The organism is Pseudomonas sp. Y39-6 (assembly GCF_023651955.1).
GTDB lineage: Bacteria > Pseudomonadota > Gammaproteobacteria > Pseudomonadales > Pseudomonadaceae > Aquipseudomonas > Aquipseudomonas veronii.
The window spans coordinates 3,107,285-3,129,355 of sequence record NZ_CP069594.1; the positions used below are offsets into that span (position 1 = coordinate 3,107,285).

Consider the following 22,071-nt stretch of genomic DNA (forward strand, 5'->3'; position numbering starts at 1 on the left):
AAGGCGGCCATCTTACCTGCCCGGTGTACGCAAATCCAAATGTGGGAGGGAGCAAGCCTCCTCCCACATTCAAACGGTGCCGGCCTGGCTATTTGTGGGTGCCCAGCCACTCCAGCGCGGTGCGCCAGATGCAGATCCCGAGGAAGTACGCCGACATCAGCGACCACAACCCAAACGTCCACGGGTTGGTGTTCGGGTAATCCACCACCATCAAGAAGCTGCACAGCAACCAGAGCGTGGTCACCGCGATGTTGATCGGCATGAACCGCTTGACCCGGAACGGGTGCAGGAACTTCATCGGCGTCACGGTCAGCAGCGCCAGGCCAATCACCGTGAGCAACGTCACCCACGCGTCGGGCTGGATGATATACACGCAGAGGGCCACCACGTTCCAGGCGGCGGGGAAGCCGACGAAGTAGTTGTCCTTGCTTTTCATGTTCACGTTGCAGAAGCAGAACAGCGACGACACCAGGATCACCGACACCGTGAACAGGTGGGTAAAGTCCGGCAGGTCGATATAGCGGTAGATAAACAGTGCCGGGATAAACACATAGGTCAGGTAATCGATCACCAGGTCCAGCACCGAGCCGTCAAAGCTGGGCAGTACCGTGCTGACATTCACGCGGCGGGCCAGGGAACCGTCGACGCCATCGACCACCAGTGCCAGGCCCAGCCACAGCAGGCACGCCTTGGGTGAGTTCTCCAGCAAGGCCAGCGTGGCCAGGAAGGCCAACACCACTCCGGTGGCAGTGAAGCCGTGGGCGCCCCAGGCTTTCAGTCTGGCTACATGCAGGGTCGATATCACGGGCGGTTCTCCAAAGGGTGAAACGGGGCAGCCGACGCTGTGGCAGCGTCGAGTCTGGCCAGGGGATGCAGGTATCGACCGGGAAGGGGAGGATAAGGTTCACCACCCCGGTGATTGCTTAGCGTAGCAAGCGTCGGACGTTTCGGCATCAGCCTTGGCGGAACACCAAGGCTTTCAAGCCGCTTTGCCGATCGATATCCGGGAATTCCGGTGGGTTTTCCAGCCGCTCGACAAAGCGCAGGCCCGGTGCTTCGCGGGTCACGCCGTCGATCAGGAAGTCCTCGCCGAACGCCGGGTCATTCATGCACGCCAGCACCGTGCCTTGTGGCGTGAGCAAATCCGGCAGGCGGCGCAGCACGCGCTGGTAATCCTTGGTCAGCAGGAAACTGCCTTTCTGGAAGGACGGCGGGTCGATGATCACCAGATCATAGGGGCCGCTGTGGATGACCTTGGCCCAGGACTTGAACAAGTCGTGGCCAAGAAAGGTAACGCGGCTCAGGTCATGCCCATTCAGGCGATGGTTGTCGCGACCCCGGCTCAGGGCGCCGCGGGCCATGTCCAGGTTCACCACATGCTCGGCACCGCCCTCGATGGCCGCCACGGAAAACCCGCAGGTGTAGGCGAACAGGTTGAGTACCCGCAGCCCCTTGGCCTGTTCGCGCACCCAGTTGCGGCCATAGCGCATGTCGAGAAACAGCCCGCTGTTCTGTTTTTTACCGAGGTCGATCAGGTAGCGCAGGCTGCCTTCGGTAATCGTCAGCTCATCGATCGCATCGCCCACCAGCCATTCGGTGGTGCTTTGCGGCAGGTAGCGGTGCTGCAGGGCTACCGTGTGGGCGCCGGACTGCGCCCATTCGAACTGAACCAGCAGCTGTTTCAGCGCGTCCAGGTGCGCCGCCTCCGGCTCCTTGAACAGCGCGACCAGCACCACGCCCTGCAGCCAGTCCACGGTCAGTTGCTCCAGGCCCGGCCAGCAACGGCCGCGCCCGTGGAACAGGCGCCGGGTTTCGGTCGGTGGCGTGGCCAGGGCGGTCAGCAGGTGGGCGTGCAGTGTGGCGAAGGCGTCGGGGTTCATCGTTGAGCGTCGTTCGTTGAGCGGGCGGCATTTTAAACACAATGGCGAGGTTTCGGGGGGTTAGAGCACAACGTGCTGGGAAACGTCTGATTGGCAGCGATTCATGCTCAAAATATGCTTTGGCACGCCTGACATCAGGCAAAAAATCCTCAGTCATCGACATAAACTGGAAAAAAAGCCTGGAGGTGCCCATGAACGGTTTTGCGAGCGCAGTGAATCACACCACAACGGATCAGCTCGCCGGTGATCAAATCGAGCAGGACGAGTGGCGCGACGCCCTGGCCTCGCTGGTGGCCAACGCCGGCCCCGCGCGGGCGCGGCAGATCCTCGACGTGCTGGCCCGTGAAGGCGGCGCCCCGCACATCGACTGGAAACCCCGTCACGGCACTCCGTATATCAATAGCATCAGCGTCGAGCAGCAGCCGGCGTTTCCCGGCGACCTGGCCACCGAAGAGCGCCTGGCCTCGCTGGTGCGCTGGAACGCCCTGGCCATGGTGGTGCGCGCCAACCAGGCGTATGGCGAGCTCGGCGGTCATATCGCCAGCTACGCCAGCGCGGCGGATTTGTTCGAAGTGGGCTTCAATCACTTTTTCCGTGCCCGCCACGAGGGCTTTGGCGGCGACCTGGTGTTCTACCAGCCGCATTCCGCGCCGGGCATTTATGCGCGGGCGTTCCTGGAGGGGCGCCTGAGCGAGCAGGACCTGGCGCACTACCGGCAGGAAATCGGCGGGGCCAAGGTCGGCGCGCGCGGTTTGTCGAGTTACCCGCACCCGTGGTTGATGCCGGACTTCTGGCAATTTCCCACTGGCTCCATGGGCATCGGCCCGATCAGCTCGATTTTCCAGGCGCGCTTTATGCGTTACCTGCAGCACCGCGGCTTGCAGGACACCACCGAGCGCCACGTCTGGGGCGTATTCGGCGACGGCGAAATGGACGAGCCGGAAAGCATGTCGGCCCTGACCCTGGCCGCTCGCGAAGGCCTGGACAACCTGACCTGGGTGGTCAACTGCAACCTGCAACGCCTCGACGGCCCGGTGCGTGGCAATGGGCGGATCATCGATGAACTGGAGGCGTTGTTCGGCGGCGCCGGCTGGAACGTGATCAAGCTGGTGTGGGGCTCGGACTGGGACGCCTTGCTCGCCAAGGACAGCGACGGCGCCCTGGTCAATACGCTGTCGCAGACCGTGGACGGGCAGTTCCAGACCTTCGCCGCCAAGGACGGCGCCTACAACCGCGAGCACTTCTTCGGCCAGAGCGCGTCCCTGGCCAGGCTGGTCGAGGGCATGAGCGATGAACAGATCGACCGCCTCAAGCGCGGCGGCCACGACATGGTCAAGATCCACGCCGCCTACCACGCGGCGCGGCGGGTCAAGGGCAAGCCCACGGTGATCCTGGCCCAGACCAAAAAAGGCTTCGGCATGGGCGAAGCCGGGCAGGGCAAGATGACCACCCACCAGCAGAAGAAACTCGATCGCGAGGCGCTGATCGCCTTCCGCAATCGTTTCCAGTTGCCGCTGACGGATGAGCAGACCGAGTCGTTGAGTTTCTTCAAACCGGCCGCTGACAGCCTGGAGTTGCGCTATCTGCATCAACGGCGCAACGCCCTGGGCGGCTATGTGCCCAGTCGCTGCCAGGCCGCCGCGCCGGTCAGTGTGCCGCCTCTGGCCGGTTACGCCGGCTTCGCTACGGCCGCCGCGGGTAAGGAGATGTCCACCACCATGGCCTTCGTGCGTATGCTCACCAACCTGCTCAAGGACAAGCACCTGGGGCCACGCATCGTGCCGATCGTCGCCGACGAGGCGCGTACCTTCGGCATGGCCAACCTGTTCAAGCAGATCGGCATCTACTCCAGCGTCGGCCAACGCTACGAGCCGGAAGATATCGGCTCGATCCTCAGCTACCGCGAAGCCACCGACGGGCAGATCCTCGAAGAGGGCATCAGCGAAGCCAGCGCCATCAGCTCCTGGGTCGCGGCGGCCACCAGCTATTCAGTGCATGGCCTGCGCATGTTGCCGTTCTACATCTATTACTCGATGTTCGGCTTTCAGCGCGTGGGCGACCTGATCTGGGCCGCCGCCGACCAGCGCGCCCGTGGCTTCCTGCTGGGCGCCACTGCCGGCCGCACCACCCTCGGCGGCGAGGGCCTGCAGCATCAGGACGGCAGCAGCCACCTGAGCGCCGCCAGCGTCCCCAACTGCCGTGCCTACGACCCGGCGTTTGCCGGGGAGTTTGCGGTGATCCTCGACCACGGCATGCGCCAGATGCTGGAGCACGATGTCGACGAGTTCTACTACGTGACCCTGATGAACGAAAACTACCCGCAGCCGAGCCTGCCCGAGGGGGTGGAAGCGGCGATCATCAAAGGTATGTACCGCTTGCAGGGCGCGCCTGACGCCCAGGTGCGCCTGCTCGGTTCGGGTACGCTGGTGCGTGAAGCCCAGGCGGCTGCGCAGCTATTGGCGGACGATTGGCAGGTGGCGAGTGAGGTCTACAGCGTGACCAGCTTCAGCGAACTGGCACGGCAGGCGCGGGAGGTGGAGCGTTGGAATCGCTTGCATCCGCAGGCGATCCAGCGCGTCAGTCATGTGAATGATTGCTTGCCCAAGGGCGCCCCGGTGGTTGCGGTGTCGGACTACGTGCGGGCGGTGCCGCAGATGATTGCTTCGTACCTGGATTCCCCCTACACCGTACTCGGCACCGACGGTTTCGGGCGCAGTGATACACGGGCGGCGTTGCGGGATTTTTTTGAGGTGGATCGCCATCACCTGGTGTTGGCGGCGCTAACGGCATTGGCGGAGCAGGGCAGTCTGGATCGGCAGGTATGCCAGCAGGCGATTGAACGCTATGGCCTCCAGGCGGAGCGTGCAGCGTCCTGGATCTAAATGTGGGAGGGGGCTTGCCCCCGATTGCGCCGGGTCAGTGCGCCATAAGCTGACTGACACACTGCTATCGGGAGCAAGCCCCCTCCCACATTTAGAGCGTGGCGATCAGGGCTGGCCCAAAGGCCTCTTTCAAGAACACGGGGGCGATATACCGCTGGTAATGCGCCTCGGACAGCAGGAAAAACTCGCGATCAATTCCATCGCGCAAATCCGCCAGGCTGTGCTCGCGAAATTCCGGCAGCAACACCAGGCCATAGGCGTCCAGCCTGGTAATCACCCGCGCACCCCGGGCAATCAACTGGTAGGCCCAGCAGTACGGCGACTGGTGCGGCATAAAGCGAATCTTGCGGCTTTCCAGTTGCTGGCGCAGGCGCTGTGGGTCGAACACGTCCAGCTTGGAGGCCATCACCTGCACCAGCAGTTGCTCAAGGCGCAGCCACACCGCCTGTTTTTCCTCGGCGTTGTAGCCATTCCACTGGATGACTTCATGGTGATAACGCTTGCACCCGCGGCAGACCAGATCACCGTAAACGGTGGAGCACAGGCCGACGCAGGGGGTCTTGATGGTTTGATTGGGCATAAAAAAACATCGACAGGTGAAACAACACGGCCCCTGAAGGGGCCGTTTTTTCAATCAATCCCAGCTCAACGCACCGCCAGTCTGGTACTCGATCACACGGGTCTCAAAGAAATTCTTCTCTTTCTTCAAGTCCATGATCTCGCTCATCCATGGGAACGGGTTAGTCGTCCCTGGATACTCTTCCTTCAAACCGATCTGCGACAGACGACGGTTAGCGATGAACTTGAGGTAGTCCTCCATCATCGCCGCGTTCATGCCGAGTACACCGCGTGGCATGGTGTCGCGCGCGTATTCGATCTCCAGCTGGGTCCCTTGCAGGATCATCTGGGTCGCTTCTTCCTTCATCTCGGCGTCCCACAGGTGTGGGTTTTCGATTTTGATCTGGTTGATCACGTCGATGCCGAAGTTCAGGTGCATCGACTCGTCGCGCAGGATGTACTGGAACTGCTCGGCCACGCCGGTCATTTTGTTGCGGCGGCCCATGGAGAGGATCTGGGTGAAGCCGCAATAGAAGAAGATGCCTTCCAGTACGCAGTAGTAGGCGACCAGGTTGCGCAGCAGTTCTTTGTCGGTGTCGACGGTGCCGGTTTCAAATTTCGGGTCGGAGATGGAGCGCGTGTATTTCAGGCCCCAGGCGGCTTTTTTCGCGACCGATGGGATCTCGTGGTACATGTTGAAGATCTCGCCTTCATCCATGGCCAGCGATTCGATGCAGTACTGGTAGGCGTGGGTGTGGATCGCCTCTTCGAAGGCCTGGCGCAGGATGTACTGGCGGCACTCCGGGTTGGTGATCAGGCGGTACACGGCCAGGACCAGGTTGTTGGCGACCAGCGAGTCGGCGGTGGAGAAGAAGCCGAGGTTGCGCATGACGATGCGGCGTTCGTCGTCGGTCAGGCCTTCGGGGTTTTTCCACAGCGCGATGTCGGCGGTCATGTTGACCTCTTGCGGCATCCAGTGGTTGGCGCAGCCGTCGAGGTATTTCTGCCAGGCCCAGTCGTACTTGAAGGGCACGAGTTGGTTGAGGTCGGCGCGGCAGTTGATCATGCGCTTTTCGTCGACAGCGACGCGGGCGGAGGCGCCTTCGAGTTCGGCGAGGCCTTCGGCGATGTCGAGTTTGTCGAGGGCAGCCTTGGCGCGGATGATCGCGGCGGAGTCGTTGGCGGTGACGGCGCGGGCTTCGATGGCGGCAGCGGCGCCGGCACCGTCGAGGCGGTCCATGTTGGCTTCGGTGGCGTGGCCGGCGTTGGCGCCTCTGATCACCGCTGCACCGGTGTCTTCGTTGTCGACTTCATCCCAACTCAGCATTGAAATACTCCTTCCTGGTCTGTGCTGACGGTGTGTGAACCCGTCCAAAAATAAGTGATTTGCAGGCTTCAAGGCATTGAAATACTGCGCATAGTGTGGTCAGCATTTTACGAGTTCGCACACTATGTAGTGGTTGTTTGTTGGCGTGGGCACACTATATGGGGTGTGATCAGCATGGTCAACGGACAACGTGTGCGGTTTTAGGTCGCTGCCAGGCGCCGGGTCCGCTATAACGCCGGGGTTCACTGGGCACATTTGAAATCGCCAGGGAATGAAAAAAACGGCTGATCGGCCTCGCTACGCAGGACGACGCCAGGGCTCGTCTGAAAAGGAGCCCCGACCGCCGAAAAGTTCTACATCTTGAGTGGTTTTCGAAATTTCGGCGGGGACGTTCGGCCGTGGGGAAAGCGCGGTGATTCTTCGAGATCATCAAGATGGAGCGGGTATTGTGAGAGGGGGGCAACTTACGCTGATTAAATTGTTACCACGTTCTCCACACGCCATCTTGATTGAAATAATGTAATTTGGATTTGACCGTTAAATGAGCATAGTAGTCTGCAGGTTTCGGCTCTCTCGCATACCGACCGTTCTTGTCGGCCTTAAATGAAACAGACTCCCCCGGGCCGATAGTGTATTGGGTTTGCCCATGCTTGACTTTGAAGCTTTGGTTGGCTGTTGTTTTTATAATAACTTGATGGCCCTCATGCACATTTTCGGTTGGGAGAGAAATTGACTCCTGCCAATTGCCATTGGCTACTTCCACGTAGGTTCGATAAGTGGAAGGAGGAGGCATCACGCCAGTAACCAATGATTGTGCGCGATAGAACTGACCTGTTGGGCGCAGCATTTCCCATGAGCCGGTCTTGGCGTTGTACTGAAAGTCTATGGCATCGCCTTTGGTTAGTTGCCACACCGTAGGGTCGGTGACATCGGACGTCTTGATATCTATCGGAAGATCCGCATCAGAGTGCAGTCTGATGATATCGCCGTTTGTTCCTTCGATAGGCAGCCTGGCCTGCGGTCTCCAGTTGTGCCTATTCAGGGAAACGACAGCATGGGAGGTGCCGAGCAAGATCTTTGAGCCAATCCACTGCGTTTCGCTGGTCTCTTGAGGCTGCCAGGTTTTGGTCTCTGCGGAGTATTTGAGCGCGCGTTTTTCGCCAGGGTTGATGATGCCTAAATAATTGAATTGGCCGGTATTGTCGTCAATGATTTTGCTCTTGTTAAGTGCCGTTGAGTTAACGATAACGATGTCGTTGTCCTTGGGCTCTTTTGGCAGATTGATGTAGTAATTCCAATGCTCGTTATTCACCGAAACAACCGTGACAGGCGTATGGGCGGAGACCACTTGCGAAACGATGCTGGAGGTTGGCGTTATGTTAGGGAGTGCTACATGGCTGACAGATTGGTTTTGTGCGGTGTGGCCGCTGTTGAATGTTTGAGAGAGAGGTAATGCTTCATTCCGGGCTGTTTGTGGGGTTTCTGGTGGGGCGGGCGGAACAGGATTATTGGGTCCCGATGGTTGCTGCAATGTTGAAACCAGAACATCGCCCGCCCGTACCTGGCCCACGGTCTTAATCAGTAAGCTCGCCTGGCCGTTGCCGGTCAAATCTACTGCTAGGCTGCCCTGGCCGGTTATTGCGTTGTAACTCAGCACGACGTCACCGGCTTTGCCGGTAAAGTTCGCTACAAAGTTTAAGCTTCCGATTCTGTTGTTTCGCAGTACGCCGGAAAGATCGATTTTGTCGGTCCCGCTGCTGAAGTCGGTAATAAGATCCGGGTTTTCGGGGGTAGAGTCGCTGACGTCATCATAGATGAAGGTGTCGGCACCATTGCCGCCCTCCAGACTGTCCGCGCCGGCGCCACCCTTTAGTCGATTGTCTACGTGATTACCAATCAATAAGTCGTCGCCTGCTCCGCCCACGGCGTTCTCCAGGGTCACGCCCCTTGCGATGGAGACGTTGCCTTTCATTCCCCCCACATCGGAAAACGATCGTTCGTAGAGGTTGATTTTTTGGTTCTGGGAAAAACCGGAAAAATCGAGGGTGTCATTGCCACCACCGTCCCAGATACAGAATAGTGCTTTGTCTTTATCAGACTTGAGGCTAAGAAAGTCGCGACCACTATTGGAGTTGAAACCGTAAACAGTATCCGTGTTCCGTGTTTTCAAGTTGGCGCCATACATTTTTTGAACGGCGGCAATATCGTGCATCATGGCGGCTGCGGGGCGGTCGCTCTTTGATTGAACGCCTATGTGGGGGCTCATTATCGTGTAGTCGAGGTTGTCCTTGGTGTGAAATGCCGAATCCTGCGGTTCGCCGGAACTGTTGACGTGTTGTGTTGTTCTGGTTTGAAATGGCGTACCGAGTCCTAACGCTCCGCCAATCAGGGTGGTTAATACTCCACGCTTAACATCGTTGTGATCAAAGTCAGAATCTACTGTGGATGCGCCCAGTATAGCAAGGGACGCGTGGGGGGCGCCGGGATAGTTCGAAATAATGCCACCGCTTTTTATGTGTTCAGTTTGTCCAAATACTATTCTGTGGTCATTATGTTTGTGTTTTCCCACTATCGTTCGGGTATCGTTTGATGAGGTGGGTTCTGGAAGCTCTGTAAATGTTACGTTGGCCAGGTCTTCCCAGGCTTGGATGGCTCTCCGGGTCTGGTGTTTTTGATTGGCGTTGAACTCGGTAGGTGAGTGATAGTGGAAATGATCTGATTTGGATTCTGAGAAGAACTCGTAAAGAATGTTAGTGACCCCGTCTAAGTGGCGATCATGCACTTTTTCTTTAATTATCAGGTTTACAGCGTCCTCTGTGGTCAGGGACGCTTTTTCAGTAACGATCGGTGCCATTGGGCGTGTGTGGATATCGGGTGATAAGTTTGTCAAGCGGTTAGGCGTGCGAGTGCTTAATGAGTCAGTCATGGGTTAAGTAACCTAGTGTATTGAGATATTCTATGTGTGCTGTTGCTATTATATTGTTTTGCTTAAAATGTCACCGGCGTTGATTTTGCCTTGGGTATGAATAAATAGGTCCGCTTTTCCGTTTCCGGTCATGTCTATCCCAACAGTGCTTTCGTTGCTTGTTGAATTATGACGGATAACCGTATCCCCCGAGCGCCTGGTAAACTGAGTGACAAAATTCAAACTGTGAACGCCGGCCTTTTCAAGCGCTTTGGAAACGTCAATCGTGTCAACGCCGGTTTTAAAATCCAGTATCTGGTCCGGTCGTTGAATGGTGGAGTCACTGGCGTGCTCATATACAAAAGTATCCCTGCCTGATCCGCCCACGAGCGTATCTGCGCCAGCACCGCCGGTTATCAGATTGTCCCCATGGTCGCCACGAAGGACATCGTTGTCTTTAGTGCCAATGACGACACTGACGGAGGGCGGTACGACGATCGGTGCCGGAGGCACGTAACCATCGGTGCGTCCTCCGTCGGGGTTGATGCGCGGGGGAGATGCGTCAACGGGTTTGTATGTCGAGGGGACCTGTACTACGTCTGCCGGATATATCTTTCCATGGGTCTTGATGAGGAAAGTAGCTTGACCCTTGCCTGTCAGGTCTATCGTGAGAGTGCCTTCATTCAGCTTCTCATCGAAGCCAAGCGCTGCCTCACCAATTCTCCCGGAAAAATGAGTGACGAAGTTGAGACTATTTACGCCACTTTTTTTCAGTAAAGTGGACACGTCAATACTGTCAATACCGCTTATAAAGTCGGTAATAAAGTCTGGGTTTTCCGGGGTAGAGTCTGATGTGGTGTTATAGATAAAAAAATCTTTCCCTTTGCCGCCCGTTAGTCTGTCCGCACCCGCGCCACCGGTGAGCCTATTGTCGGCTGTGTTGCCGATCAGATGGTCATTGCCGTGGCCACCAACGGCGTTTTCCAGGGTAACGCCTTTGGCGATGGAGACATTCCCCTTCAGTCCGGCCACATTGGAGAATGTTTGCTCGTTTAGGTTGATGCGTTGGTCTGCCGTGAACTCCGAACAGTCCAAGGTATCATTCCCGCCGCCATCCCAGATGCAGAGAACGGGGCGGTCATCCGTCGATTTGAAAGTCAAAGCATCCCGATCGGTATTAGAGTTGAAGCCGTAAGTCGTATCGGTATTTCGAGTGGTGTAGTTGGAACCGTAGATTCTTTGTATCGCGCTTATGTCATCCATCATGGGTGTCCACGGGTGGCCGCCGCTGAAGTGTTGGCCGTTTTCCTGTTCTTCAAAATAACTCATGATGGAGTGGCCTCTGGTGTCCTCAGCGTAGAGGGCATCTTTTGTGTAGTTGGCGCTCCCGTTATAGTGTCCAGGATGGGGTAGTCCTAGATTGTGCCCAAATTCATGCATGGCAACGAAACCACCCACCGACCTGGGGCTCAGGTTTTCATTTGGATTTCTTAATCCCAACCAAACATCCGCTGTTCCGATAGCTGCCTTTCCCCCAATGCCATGACCTAAATGTTTGCGTACCGCAAGTAAGCCTTCCGCGTCGGGGTTATCACTATAAAACTTTGTATCGCCCAGCCACTCACCTTTCGGCGGGTTTTCTTTATAGCGTATATTGGCGATATCTGACCAACTCTGCATTGCCTTTCTAAGGCCGTCTTTTTGCTCTTCGGTAAAGTTGGTGTGGATGTCTGCTTGATGAACTGGGTCCTTGAGATCGAATTCGTAGTAGATAGTTGTATGGCTGTCTCGATTTTTATCGTGCCAGGTCGCGCCATTTCGAGAAATAATTCTTCCGGCTTGAGTAGTGTCGAGCGACATTTTTTTATCCTTCCCTGCGTCATCTTCCGCTTCCGGTTCGTGCTCGGAAACACGAGGAAAGTAATGGGGCGCTTGTAGCGGTGTGCGGGTGGGGAATGTTGAAGTATTGGGCATGATAGATGTTCGGTTGTAAGGGTGAGTGTATTAGAGATATAGGTGCTGGCATTGTTTGTGCGCAGTATATGTACGATGCCAAAAAATGCTGTTGTTCACTATAGGGGAATTGTTGCGAGAAGCGTTTTAAACGTGGTTTTGATTTTTTGTTACTGGTTGAAATGCGCTCTATTAAATTTGGAAGACGTAGCAGGCAAATATTATTAGGCGTTCGGCTACCAGATGATTTATTAGGGTGGATGACGTGATGTATTCAGCAACCTTTATTTATTGTTTGATTGGTTTAGCTTTGTTGTACTCGCGAACCATGGTCGAAATGGCAGAGACAGTTCGCGGTCGTACCGGGCTCCGATTTGGGCATCAAGCAGTGTAGTCGGGCGCGGGCAGGCCTAAGGGGCGGCACAGTCCGCATGAACATTCAGTTGAAAGTCATGGTGTCTCGCCGCGATATTAATTAGAATTAATCTCATTTGAGACTCAATCGCGCTGCGCAGGTTGCTTGCCATGAATGATGCTGTTGTCCCTTCGCACGCCGCCGAACCGACGTTGTCGAGCCTGTATCGCGACCATCGCAGTTGGCTGGAAAGCTGGCTGCGGCGGCGCCTGGGCAATGCCTGGGATGCGGCTGACCTGAGCCAGGACACTTTCGTGCGGGTGCTCGCCAGTGCCCAGCCGCTCGCGCAGATGCAGGAACCGCGGGCCTATCTGGTGACGGTGGGCAAGCGCCTGCTGGTCAATTTTCATCAGCGACGCAGCCTTGAGCAGGCTTATCTGACGGCTCTTGGCAACCTGCCGCCAGCCTGCGTGCCATCTCCCGAGCAGCGCTGGCTGGTGTTGGAAACCCTGCAAGCCCTGGATGAATTGCTCGACGGCTTGCCTGCACTGGTGCGCCGGGCGTTTCTCTGGAGTCAACTGGACGGCCTGGGCTATCGGGAGATTGCCGAGCGACTTGAGGTGTCGGAGCGCACGGTCAAGCGTTACATGGCGCAAGCCTATGAACATTGCCTGCTGGTGGACCTGTGAACCGTGAGGTTGCGCGAGCGGCCGCGCAATGGCTTGCGCTGCTGGAATCGGGGGCGGCCACTGAACGCGATCATGCCGCGTTGCAGCACTGGCGCGACAGTCATCCGCAGCACGAACACATCTGGCAGAAAGCCCAGGCCCTGCGCCAGCGCTTCAGCGCGCTGCCCCAGGCGTTGGCGATGGCCAGCCTCGACCGCCCGCAAGTGGGGCGGCGGGCGTTGCTCAAGCGTGCGTTGGGCGTGGCGGCGCTGGTGCCGACGGCCTGGTTGATCAGTCGCCAGTTACCTATAGATAGTTGGCGCGCCGACCTGCACACCGCCACCGGCGAGCGCAGGCGCCTGCCGTTGGCCGAGGGCGGCAGCCTGCAACTGAATACCGCCACGGCCGTGGATGTGGACCCGGCGCAACGGCGCATCACGCTGGTGGACGGCGAACTGGCGCTGAACGTGCCGGGCGCACACGCGATGACGCTACGCACGCGCTACGGCGAAGTGCGGGTCAGTCAGGCCGAGGTGTGCGTGCGCCAACTGGCTGCCGGCTGCCGGGTGTCGGTGCTCAAGGGCCGCGTGCAGGTGCGCGACGTGAACGGGCAACTGGCGACGTTGCAGGACGGCCAGCAAGCGCCATTGAGCGCCGGCGGGCTCGGTGCGTGGGTGCCGTTCGATGTGCTGCAACTGGGCTGGCGCGACGGCGTGCTGACCGCACAGAACCAGGCGCTGGGGGATTTTCTGCGCGAGCTGGCGCGCTATCGCCCAGGCGTGTTGCGCTGGGCGCCGAACCTGGAGACGTTGCGGGTGACGGGCAGTTTTCGCCTGGATGACACCGACCGCATCCTCAGCCTGCTGGCCTCGAGTCTAGGGTTCGAGGTGCAGGCGCGGACGCGGTATTGGGTCACACTCACTTGAAGACACTGGCGATCAAAAATGTGGCAGTTGTTTTGTTTCGTTTCGACGGAAGGTTTAAGACACTGGGGCCCAGCAGGCTGACGGCTTCGCGTGGTTGCAAGGCCAGCCCACGCATGTTTACGTGGTTTCGAGCGGAGAAGGCTGTAGTGGGGAGGGCAAGCTGTTGATCGACTGTTGGCGGTGAAATAGCTTCTATATACCCATATGGAATAAACAAATAGTTATATATTCCTTTTAATGTCTTTGTGGGTGGCGCACTTTGAGGCTCTGCACATTCGTGCAGATCGACCTAACAGCCAAAAGGAAAGCCGACATGACCATTAAAGCGATCAACGTGCGTAATCAGTTCAAGGGCGTGATCAAGGAGATTCTGCTGGGGGAAGTGGTGTCGGAAATCGACGTGCAGACCGCGTCCGGCATCGTTACTTCAGTGATCACCACGCGCTCGGTGCGTGACCTGGAGTTGAAGGTGGGCAGTGAAGTGATTGCCTTTGTGAAATCGACTGAAGTTTCCATCGCCAAACTCTAAAGACTTGCGTAATTCACTGTAGGCGCCCGCTTGCCGGCGATGGCGGCGCTGTTGACGCCGAGGCTCTGGTCGCCGGTGTTCTGGTTGGCAACTACGCCGCAGAGGGACTCGAAGTCCTGGCTGAGTTGAGCCTGTCGGAGTATTCAAAGGGTGCATGGTTTTTATGAGCGTTGGTGCAGGGCATAAAATAAGATAAATGCCTGGAACTTAGTAAGGGGGCGCTGCCGGTAGTCAAACAGTTTGGGAGTGTCGTTGTGGGTTTCGACCTTCTTACTGTTGGCGCTGTTTTTGAGCCGCGTATGGAGCTGCGTACCGATCTTGGGTGGAAGGGGACAAGGGCATTGGCCGCGCGTATTCTTTAGTGTTTGAGTTTCAGACGTTCAGTCGAAATGTATTGTTTCAAACGATAATGACGGTAAACAGATAAGTCTGACAGTTGAATGCTTTTTGCTTTGCTAGTGTTTTCCGATCAGGGCATTCATCTATACAGGGAGGTTAAGTCGATAATATCATACCGGAATTACTCATGAATATATCTTCTTCTGCGGGTGTGTCGTTTCGTTTAGACGATGAACTTACTCGAGATCCTTCAGCTCCGCATGACACCCTACAAAAGTCACCCGGGCATAGTCGTGTACGACGTGAGGATACGGAACCGACGTCTCCTGTTTCCATTGTGGTTAAGGATGAGGATGTATTAAAAGTAGTTCATGATAAGGTAGTACAGGCCAAGGCCAGTCCTGATTCCAGCGCTTACTTGAAAGGCTATAACACACCCTCGTCCGTTTCTCTGCCAGGTTATTCAGCCCCAATGAGCGACTTGGAACTCCTTCGATTGGCGGTGGATCACCCCACAACACCCGAACAACTGGGGGCGATACAACGCCTGAGTGAACAGCGCGTTATCGGTGATACTCAAGCCAATGTCAGTCTGTTTTCGAAAGTGATGTCGGGCAAAGGCGTGAAAGTAACGCCGATGTCTCAAAGTTACTATCTTTCGATGATCAACAGATTGTCGCCAGGGCAATGTTCAGGTATCTCACATCTTCTTTCGTTGGCCGTCGCTGAGGGCAAACAACATGTTTTTTTGGGAAACGTTTTCCAGGCGATTGCCAATCCGGACGATCCTGAATCGCGGGAGTTTTTCAACAAGCTGGCTGAAGTCCATGGACGAACCAAATACATTGAACTTGCAGCTGATCCCCAAAAGTCCGTACTGGGTCCGTATACTGATATTGCACCTAGACTGTTGGAATCGAAAACCACTCAAACGCTACTGATCAGCGGGAAAGATCATCGTGTCAGTGCCGGCGTGATGGTGGACTCCAATAATAATCGAACTTACTACTTCGCAGAGCCGAATTACGGGTTGGTGGAGTTTTCTTCTTATGAGCTTTTTGAGGAAGGGTTGAAAAAAGTGTTTGCAGGGGCTGAACTTAAAGGCTCTTTTAAACCCATGGAGGAGGGGGGTTACTTTAGTTCTCCGAAATACAAACTCAATGTGTTTGATCCCGATTATATTTCTGATGTCTCTCCTGCCCACAACGACGTCAGGTTTATGTACGACGCCCCTTTGGGCGATCTTGAAAAAATTAAGGTGATTGATACTTCCCGCCTGCCGTTGGCTGAACATTTTCGGGGCCAGACGTCGACTCCGGAACCCGCAGTACAGGTGGACTATGAGCAGGTCGTAACGGGGCTGGAAAAACTGCACGTTTCCAAAGGGATGTCCCAGTATCACCAGACGAAAGCCGTTTTGGGCCATGTGCAGCAATTTATCGAAAATCATCCAGACTCTTATCAGGTCTCGGCGATGAAGGCGCTTGAGCAAAAACTGATAAATGCAATTAATGAGGCCGCCGCGCCCGTTAAATTTCCCTCCGTTTTTGAACGTATGGAAAACGACCGTATCGGGCTGGCTAAGGATAAGCTCGGACCAAAAAAACAGGTTAAAACTGAGTACCGCCCGTATGCGAAAATTAATATCACCACTGATGCGAACAGTGACCCGAGCAGGTCAAAGCAAGTGGCGGACGGTATCAGTACCGCCCTGCAGACGATTGACCAGAGCGACCCGAATACTTGGAAGTTGATAGGTACGGATATATCCGTGGTCATTGCCAGGCCGGGCGATCAAGCAGAAACACAGATACGTTTAGGTCGCGAACCCACGTTGATCATTGGTGATGACTTTTTTGCATCGCCTTCCGCGAGTAACAACACTGTCGCTGATAGAGTGGGTCATCAAGCAAAGGCCAATGGCGGGGACGGTATAGCCCAGAAGCAGGTCGCACTCATTGCCGGAAAATTCGGGTTGCTTAGCCACTACAGAGCCCACCCCAATGAATTTCTCGCGACAATAGACAACAAAGAGCCTTTTCGCGAAAGCGGCCATCAACTCAGTACGCGTGCGAGCAGAACTCCCCTGGATTTTATGGAGCAAAGCTTTACTGCGCGACTCTACGACGGAAAACTCGACAGCCAGGCGCAGGCCTCGCTCGACAAACTGCTTTCCCCGCCACGCGACGCGCCACAAAGCGTTTCTTCTACACCGTCCACCCCCGCCGCACCGATTGACCCGGCGCAAGTCGAGCGCCTGCAAAAACTTGATGTAAGTCATCCCCCTGTACGCATTGGTGAGTTGAACGTAAGTCGTGTCGAACTTTATAAAATGGGCGCCAGTATCGATGGCAAGCCTATTGAAAATCCGCTGCCCGGCGATGCGGATAGTCACCAACTGATCAACAAAGTACAGATCGACCTTGAAAAATTTCAGGCTCATTTGAAAGGGAGTTCGAGTGACGTCGGCGATCGCGTGACAAACGTAATCGCTGAGATCGGCGCTCACCGCAGTACCGACAGTGCGCCGCTGTTCCGTTCGGCAAACAGCAGACCTGTACTTGAATCGCTGCAAAACTCAGTGCGGGATTTATCTGTACAACATGCCCAGATAAAGAAACTTGAGCAAAGTAAAAAGCCTATACCCAGCGATTTTTTCTCCCCGGAAACGCCCGGCAAGTCGGGGGCAAAAAATAACGCCGCGGGACTGGGGTTTCAGGCGTTCGGCACATTCCAAACGCTGCGCAGTTCTATAGAGAGTCTTCAGAATGGCGATACAACGGAAGGGGCCGTTGGTCTGGGCAGTGTTGCGGCTGAATATGTCGGGATGGGCGTGGAGGCGGGTCTCAATAAGGTGGCGCAGAAGACCGCCAGTCGTGTGGCACCGACAATAGTCAACTTTAAATCCTCCAGTATTGGAAAGATGGTTGGGAGGGTCGGCGGTGGGGTTGCTGCGACCATCACGGTTCCTTTTGATATCTACAATGCCGTCGATTCGTTCAATAAAGCGGCTGCCAGTACCGGTAAAGAAGCTCAGGATCACTACGTTAACGGTGCGTTCTCAGTCGCTGGGGCTGTTACTTCGATCACCTTGGGCGTTGCATTTATGGCGGGCGCCGCTGCTGCCGGACCGGCCGGACTCATCGTTGCGGGGGTCTTGATGGCTGCTCAATCGATTTACTCCGCTGTCCGTACTGTAGAGGAAATTGATCAATATACGCCGCTGACCGACGGGCAAAAATTCACGATTGGTGTTAAGTCGTTTCTGGGCTTTGAACCCGGATTCGATGTCATAAAACCCTATCTGGAAAAGAAATATGCCGACGAGCACGAACAGCAGAGCAAGGTTCGTTATCAAGCGTTTTTGGACGGTCCAGGTAAAGAGTATTTTGAACGCGTGGTGTACGGTTCTGCCGATGTTGAGGCCAAACTGGTACCGGGTAAGGTCCCGCTCACGCCCTCACTTTGGTATTCACCTATTACCTGGCTGTTGAACTTGATCCCGGTCAATGGTCAGGTACCTCATGTCGAAATCGCGGGGGGTAATGATCATATTTCAGGTCATAAATCATGGAACGGTAAGCCTATAAACGCCGTGGAAGGCCTGCCCGGGGAGACCAAGGCCACGCTTTGGGATATGGGCGACGGGGATGATTGGGTGACAGGGATAGAAAGCAAACCCAACTACTTTTTATTGGGCGCAGGCAAAAAAGGCGTTAGCGGGGGGAACGCAGACGATACAGTAGTGCTCAACGCTGATGCGCGCCAGACATTGGCACAGGCTGAACAAGTCTCCACAACCGATAAGGATGGTTTCAGTCCTCGACAGACGTCACTCAATGGCGGCGGAGGACGTAATACGCTGTCATTTTCCGGCGCTCTAACGACCCCCTATAAAGAAGATGGAGCGGACAAAGTAGCCCGATACGCGGGGCACGTCGTTAACTTCAAGACGAATACGATCTCGATAAAAACCCAGGAATCGAATACGGAAGGGGTGAAGAAAATCGCGCATTTCCAGTCTTTTTCCAATGTGACTACGGTTGAACGAGGGCAAAGTTTTATCCAGGGTAATGATGAGAACCATATGTTCACGCTCAACGGTCAAAAAGATGTGTTATTCACCGGCAACGGCGCGAACGTTATTGTCATCAATGGTGGTGCCCGCATCACGGGAGAGGGCGGCAACAATACCTATATCGTGAACAGAGCGGTCGAGAACGTGATTATCGAGGACCCGGGCAACAGTATCGTCAGGTTGGACTATTCAGCTGCGCAACTCTCTGGCTGGCGTGTTTCGCCCTCCGGTGATTTATCCGTTGATACGAGCGGCGATACGCCGTGGAATAGCCGCGCACTTGTCTTCAACAATGCCTTTTCCAGCGATACGGAGGATGATCGGGCACGACCAGTGTTCATCACCAACGACGGTGTGACTATGGTGATAAATGCGCCACGCCAAGCTGGCTCATCCATCCGGACTGTGCAGGTGAGCAGCGTGAAGGTTGAAACTGGTAATCCTCAAACCTGACGCACGCCCAAGGGTGGGCCAACACCATCGAACGACTGGCCCCGGGAAGGGGCCAGTCAGTTTTAACGGGTGAGCAAGCTGCGTTCCATCCGCTGCAGACCCTCTTCCAGCAACGCCCGCGGGCAGCCGAAGTTCAGGCGCACGAACTGCTGGCAGTCATCGCCGAATTCGATCCCCGCGCTCAAACCGACCTTGGCCTGTTCCAGGAAGAACTGTTGCGGGTCGTCCAGGCCCAGGGCGCTGCAATCCAGCCACGCCAGAAAGGTGCCTTGAGGCGCATGCATGACCACGCCGGGCAGGCGGGTTTTTACCGCGTCGAGCAGGTAGTCGCGGTTGGCCTGCAGGTACTGCAGCAACGCCTCGAGCCAGTCGCTGCATTGGCTGTAGGCCGCGCGGGTGGCTTCCAGGCCCAGGGGGCTGACGCTGTCGACCATGCCGCAACGCGCCTGGTTGAAGCGCTCGCGCATCTCGGCGTTTTGCACTACGGCAAAACAGGTCTTCAGGCCGGCCACGTTGTAGGCCTTGCTCGCGGACATCAGCGTGATGGTGCGCTGGGCGATTTCCGGGCTGAGGCTGGCAGTGGGGATGTGGCGACGGCCGTCGAAGCACAGCTCGGCGTGGATTTCATCGCTAATGATCAGCGCGCCCTGTTCCAGGCAGGCATTGGCCACTGCGAGCAGTTCTTCGCGGGGGAAGACTTTGCCCACCGGGTTGTGCGGGTTGCTCAGCAATAATGCTCCGGCCCCTGTCAGCGCCTGGCGCAGCAGCGGCATCGGCGTGATGTACTGCGCGTTGACCAGCTTGAACGGCACTTCGATGCGCGGCAGGTTCCAGTTTCCGGGCGCCAGGCGAATCGGCCGATAGTTGGGGGTTTGCAGCACCACCGCTTGGCCGGGCTGCACGAAGGCATGCAGCGCCATATTGAAACCGGGTTCTACCCCAGGCAGAAACAGCAATTCGTCCGGCTGCACGCGCCAGGCGTATTTGGCCCACAGGTCGGCAACGATGGCCGCGCGCACGTCCGGGCCGGCCACGCTGTAGCCGAGAATCTGCTGGTCGAGGCGCTGGTGCAGGGCTTGAAGCACGGCGGGTGGCGCGGCGATGTCCATGTCGGCGATCCACATCGGCAACACGTCGGGCGGGTAACGGTTCCACTTGGTGCTGCCGGTGCCGAGGCGGGGGTGGATCGTGTCGAAATCAAAGCTCATGGGGAGGCTCGTGTCGGAGAGTCAGGTGAAGAATGGCGCCGATTCTAGCGCCATTGGCCGTCGAGGCCAGCGCTGAATCGTTCCGTGACCGACAGGTTCTGTCATAAAAACGCCACTGCGCTGGGGATTGCATCCAAGTCGGGCTATTTTGGTGCATCTCAATAACCCGAGTAGCCAAGGATGAAATACCAACCCTTCAGCCGTACTTTGATTGCCACTGCGCTGGTATTGACGGTCAGCGGTGTGCAAGCCGCCTCCCAGGCCCCGGTGGCCGGTGAAAATGGCATGGTGGTAACGGCCCAGCATCTGGCCACGCATGTCGGTGTGGATGTACTCAAGGCCGGCGGCAACGCGGTGGATGCCGCCGTGGCCGTGGGCTACGCGTTGGCAGTGGTGTACCCGGCGGCGGGTAACCTGGGCGGCGGCGGCTTCATGACCGTGCAACTGGCCGACGGGCGCAAGACCTTCCTCGACTTCCGCGAAAAAGCCCCGCTGGCCGCCACCGCCGATATGTACCTGGACAAGGCCGGCAACGTCGTCGAAGGCCTGAGCGCCAAGGGCCACCTGGCCGTCGGCGTCCCCGGTACCGTGTCCGGCATGGAACTGGCCCTGAGCAAATACGGCACTCTCAAGCGCGCCCAGGTGATTGCCCCGGCGATCAAGCTGGCGGAAAACGGCTTCGCGCTGGAGCAGGGTGATATCGACCTGCTGCACACCGCCACCGGCGAGTTCGAAAAAGACAAGGACCTGCGCGCAATCTTCCTGCACAACGGCCAGCCGTTGCAGGTCGGCCAGAAGCTGGTGCAGAAAGACCTGGCCAAGACCCTCAAGGAAATCTCGGCCAAGGGCAGCGATGGTTTCTATAAAGGATGGGTCGCCAAGGCGCTGGTGGATTCCAGCCAGGCCGGCAAAGGCATCATCACCCAGGCCGACCTCGACAAATACAAGACCCGCGAACTGGCGCCCATCGAGTGCGACTACCGTGGCTACCACGTGGTTTCGGCACCACCGCCGAGCTCCGGTGGCGTGGTGATCTGCCAGATCATGAACATCCTTGAAGGCTACCCGATGGCCGACCTGGGCTACCACTCGGCCCAGGGCCTGCATTACCAGATCGAAGCCATGCGCCACGCGTATGTGGACCGCAACAGCTACCTCGGCGATCCGGACTTCGTCAAGAACCCGATCGAACACCTGCTGGACAAAAACTACGCCACGAAACTGCGTGACGCGATCGAACCGAACAAGGCCGGTGACTCCCAGGCAATCAAACCGGGCGTAGCGCCCCATGAAGGCAACAACACCACCCACTATTCCATCGTCGACAAGTGGGGCAACGCGGTCTCGGTGACCTACACCCTCAATGACTGGTTCGGTGCCGGTGTGATGGCGAGCAAGACCGGGGTGATTCTCAACGATGAAATGGACGATTTCACCGTCAAGGTCGGCGTGCCGAACATGTACGGCCTGGTCCAGGGTGAAGCCAACGCCATCGCACCAGGCAAGGCGCCGCTGTCGTCGATGAGCCCGACCATCGTGACCAAGGATGGCAAGGCGGTGATGGTGGTCGGCACGCCGGGCGGCAGTCGCATCATTACCGCGACCTTGCTGACCATCCTCAATGTCATCGACTACAAAATGAACATTCAAGAGGCCGTGGACGCGCCGCGTTTCCACCAGCAGTGGATGCCGGACACCACCAACCTCGAGACCTTCGCGGTCAGCCCGGATACGCAGAAGATCCTTGAGAGCTGGGGCCACAAGTTTGCCGGGCCACAGGATGCCAACCACTTGGCGGCGATCCTGGTGGGCGCGCCATCCCTGGACGGCAAGCCGGTCGGCAACAACCGTTTCTACGGGGCCAACGACCCGCGTCGCAATACCGGCCTGTCCCTGGGCTACTAAGCGCCGCAACTCACTGTAGGAGCGAGCTTGCTCGCGAAGAGCGTCAACGATAACGCGGGCATTCTGGATTAACGCGGTGTTCTTGCGTTTTTCGCGAGCAAGCTC

General features: G+C 56.9%; 13 protein-coding genes. 6 read left to right on the forward strand and 7 right to left on the reverse strand.

Features of this window, described 5'->3' with window-relative positions; genetic code table 11:
- Nucleotides 1–88 precede the first annotated feature (88 nt).
- Complete coding sequence (gene pcsA / locus JN756_RS14180) at nt 89–805, reverse strand: phosphatidylcholine synthase (protein WP_017848465.1); 717 nt, start codon at nt 803–805, stop codon at nt 89–91.
- A 148-nt stretch (nt 806–953) separates the two neighbouring features.
- Nucleotides 954–1,880: a class I SAM-dependent methyltransferase gene (locus tag JN756_RS14185; RefSeq protein WP_201022188.1), complete on the reverse strand. Its 927-nt coding sequence runs from the start codon at nt 1,878–1,880 to the stop codon at nt 954–956.
- 191 nt (nt 1,881–2,071) lie between these two features.
- On the opposite strand from JN756_RS14185, the gene mdeB reads away from it, so the two are divergent.
- Nucleotides 2,072–4,762 carry an alpha-ketoglutarate dehydrogenase gene (gene mdeB / locus JN756_RS14190; RefSeq protein ID WP_201022189.1) on the forward strand — a complete coding sequence of 897 codons (2,691 nt, stop codon included), beginning with the start codon at nt 2,072–2,074 and terminating at the stop codon, nt 4,760–4,762.
- A gap of 91 nt (nt 4,763–4,853) precedes the next feature.
- On the opposite strand, the gene JN756_RS14195 is transcribed toward mdeB, so the two are convergent.
- The 4 genes from JN756_RS14195 to JN756_RS14210 form a co-directional block, all read right to left on the reverse strand.
- Nucleotides 4,854–5,342, reverse strand: coding sequence for a DUF1289 domain-containing protein (locus JN756_RS14195; RefSeq protein ID WP_017848468.1), 489 nt, complete (start codon nt 5,340–5,342; stop codon nt 4,854–4,856).
- Between the two features lie 54 nt (nt 5,343–5,396).
- Nucleotides 5,397–6,647 (reverse strand): ribonucleotide-diphosphate reductase subunit beta, encoded by a 1,251-nt coding sequence (locus tag JN756_RS14200; protein ID WP_079443666.1) that lies wholly within the window; start codon nt 6,645–6,647, stop codon nt 5,397–5,399.
- A gap of 481 nt (nt 6,648–7,128) precedes the next feature.
- Nucleotides 7,129–9,573 (reverse strand): M10 family metallopeptidase C-terminal domain-containing protein, encoded by a 2,445-nt coding sequence (locus JN756_RS14205; RefSeq protein WP_201022190.1) that lies wholly within the window; start codon nt 9,571–9,573, stop codon nt 7,129–7,131.
- A 48-nt stretch (nt 9,574–9,621) separates the two neighbouring features.
- On the reverse strand, nt 9,622–11,526 hold the full coding sequence (locus tag JN756_RS14210; RefSeq protein ID WP_201022191.1) for a M10 family metallopeptidase C-terminal domain-containing protein: 1,905 nt from the start codon (nt 11,524–11,526) through the stop codon (nt 9,622–9,624).
- 504 nt (nt 11,527–12,030) lie between these two features.
- On the opposite strand from JN756_RS14210, the gene JN756_RS14215 reads away from it, so the two are divergent.
- The 4 genes from JN756_RS14215 (at nt 12,031) to JN756_RS14230 (ending at nt 18,853) form a co-directional block, all read left to right on the forward strand.
- Entirely contained in the window at nt 12,031–12,549 is a 519-nt protein-coding gene (locus JN756_RS14215) for a sigma-70 family RNA polymerase sigma factor (RefSeq protein ID WP_108523970.1), read from the forward strand.
- Entirely contained in the window at nt 12,546–13,454 is a 909-nt protein-coding gene (locus JN756_RS14220) for a FecR domain-containing protein (protein ID WP_126589450.1), read from the forward strand. The genes JN756_RS14215 and JN756_RS14220 overlap by 4 nt, the downstream gene beginning before the upstream one ends.
- A gap of 313 nt (nt 13,455–13,767) precedes the next feature.
- The gene (locus JN756_RS14225; protein ID WP_003173733.1) at nt 13,768–13,983 is read left to right on the forward strand and encodes a TOBE domain-containing protein; all 216 of its coding nucleotides are present in this window, start codon (nt 13,768–13,770) and stop codon (nt 13,981–13,983) included.
- 526 nt (nt 13,984–14,509) lie between these two features.
- Entirely contained in the window at nt 14,510–18,853 is a 4,344-nt protein-coding gene (locus JN756_RS14230; protein WP_236255111.1) for an Mcf1 protease effector domain-containing protein, read from the forward strand.
- A gap of 62 nt (nt 18,854–18,915) precedes the next feature.
- On the opposite strand, the gene JN756_RS14235 is transcribed toward JN756_RS14230, so the two are convergent.
- Entirely contained in the window at nt 18,916–20,061 is a 1,146-nt protein-coding gene (locus JN756_RS14235; RefSeq protein WP_046383215.1) for a MalY/PatB family protein, read from the reverse strand.
- 180 nt (nt 20,062–20,241) lie between these two features.
- Here JN756_RS14235 and ggt point away from each other — a divergent pair, with 180 nt between their 5' ends.
- The gene (gene ggt / locus JN756_RS14240; protein ID WP_017847249.1) at nt 20,242–21,966 is read left to right on the forward strand and encodes a gamma-glutamyltransferase; all 1,725 of its coding nucleotides are present in this window, start codon (nt 20,242–20,244) and stop codon (nt 21,964–21,966) included.
- Nucleotides 21,967–22,071 lie beyond the last annotated feature (105 nt).

Bases quoted from the DNA above. Each gene is read 5' to 3' on its own strand.
- JN756_RS14185 (WP_201022188.1), bottom strand. From the start codon at position 1,880: ATGAACCCCGACGCCTTCGCCACACTGCACGCCCACCTGCTGACCGCC.
- mdeB (WP_201022189.1), top strand. From the start codon at position 2,072: ATGAACGGTTTTGCGAGCGCAGTGAATCACACCACAACGGATCAGCTC.
- JN756_RS14195 (WP_017848468.1), bottom strand. From the start codon at position 5,342: ATGCCCAATCAAACCATCAAGACCCCCTGCGTCGGCCTGTGCTCCACC.
- JN756_RS14200 (WP_079443666.1), bottom strand. From the start codon at position 6,647: ATGCTGAGTTGGGATGAAGTCGACAACGAAGACACCGGTGCAGCGGTG.
- JN756_RS14205 (WP_201022190.1), bottom strand. From the start codon at position 9,573: ATGACTGACTCATTAAGCACTCGCACGCCTAACCGCTTGACAAACTTA.
- JN756_RS14210 (WP_201022191.1), bottom strand. From the start codon at position 11,526: ATGCCCAATACTTCAACATTCCCCACCCGCACACCGCTACAAGCGCCC.
- JN756_RS14215 (WP_108523970.1), top strand. From the start codon at position 12,031: ATGAATGATGCTGTTGTCCCTTCGCACGCCGCCGAACCGACGTTGTCG.
- JN756_RS14225 (WP_003173733.1), top strand. From the start codon at position 13,768: ATGACCATTAAAGCGATCAACGTGCGTAATCAGTTCAAGGGCGTGATC.
- JN756_RS14230 (WP_236255111.1), top strand. From the start codon at position 14,510: ATGAATATATCTTCTTCTGCGGGTGTGTCGTTTCGTTTAGACGATGAA.
- JN756_RS14235 (WP_046383215.1), bottom strand. From the start codon at position 20,061: ATGAGCTTTGATTTCGACACGATCCACCCCCGCCTCGGCACCGGCAGC.
- ggt (WP_017847249.1), top strand. From the start codon at position 20,242: ATGAAATACCAACCCTTCAGCCGTACTTTGATTGCCACTGCGCTGGTA.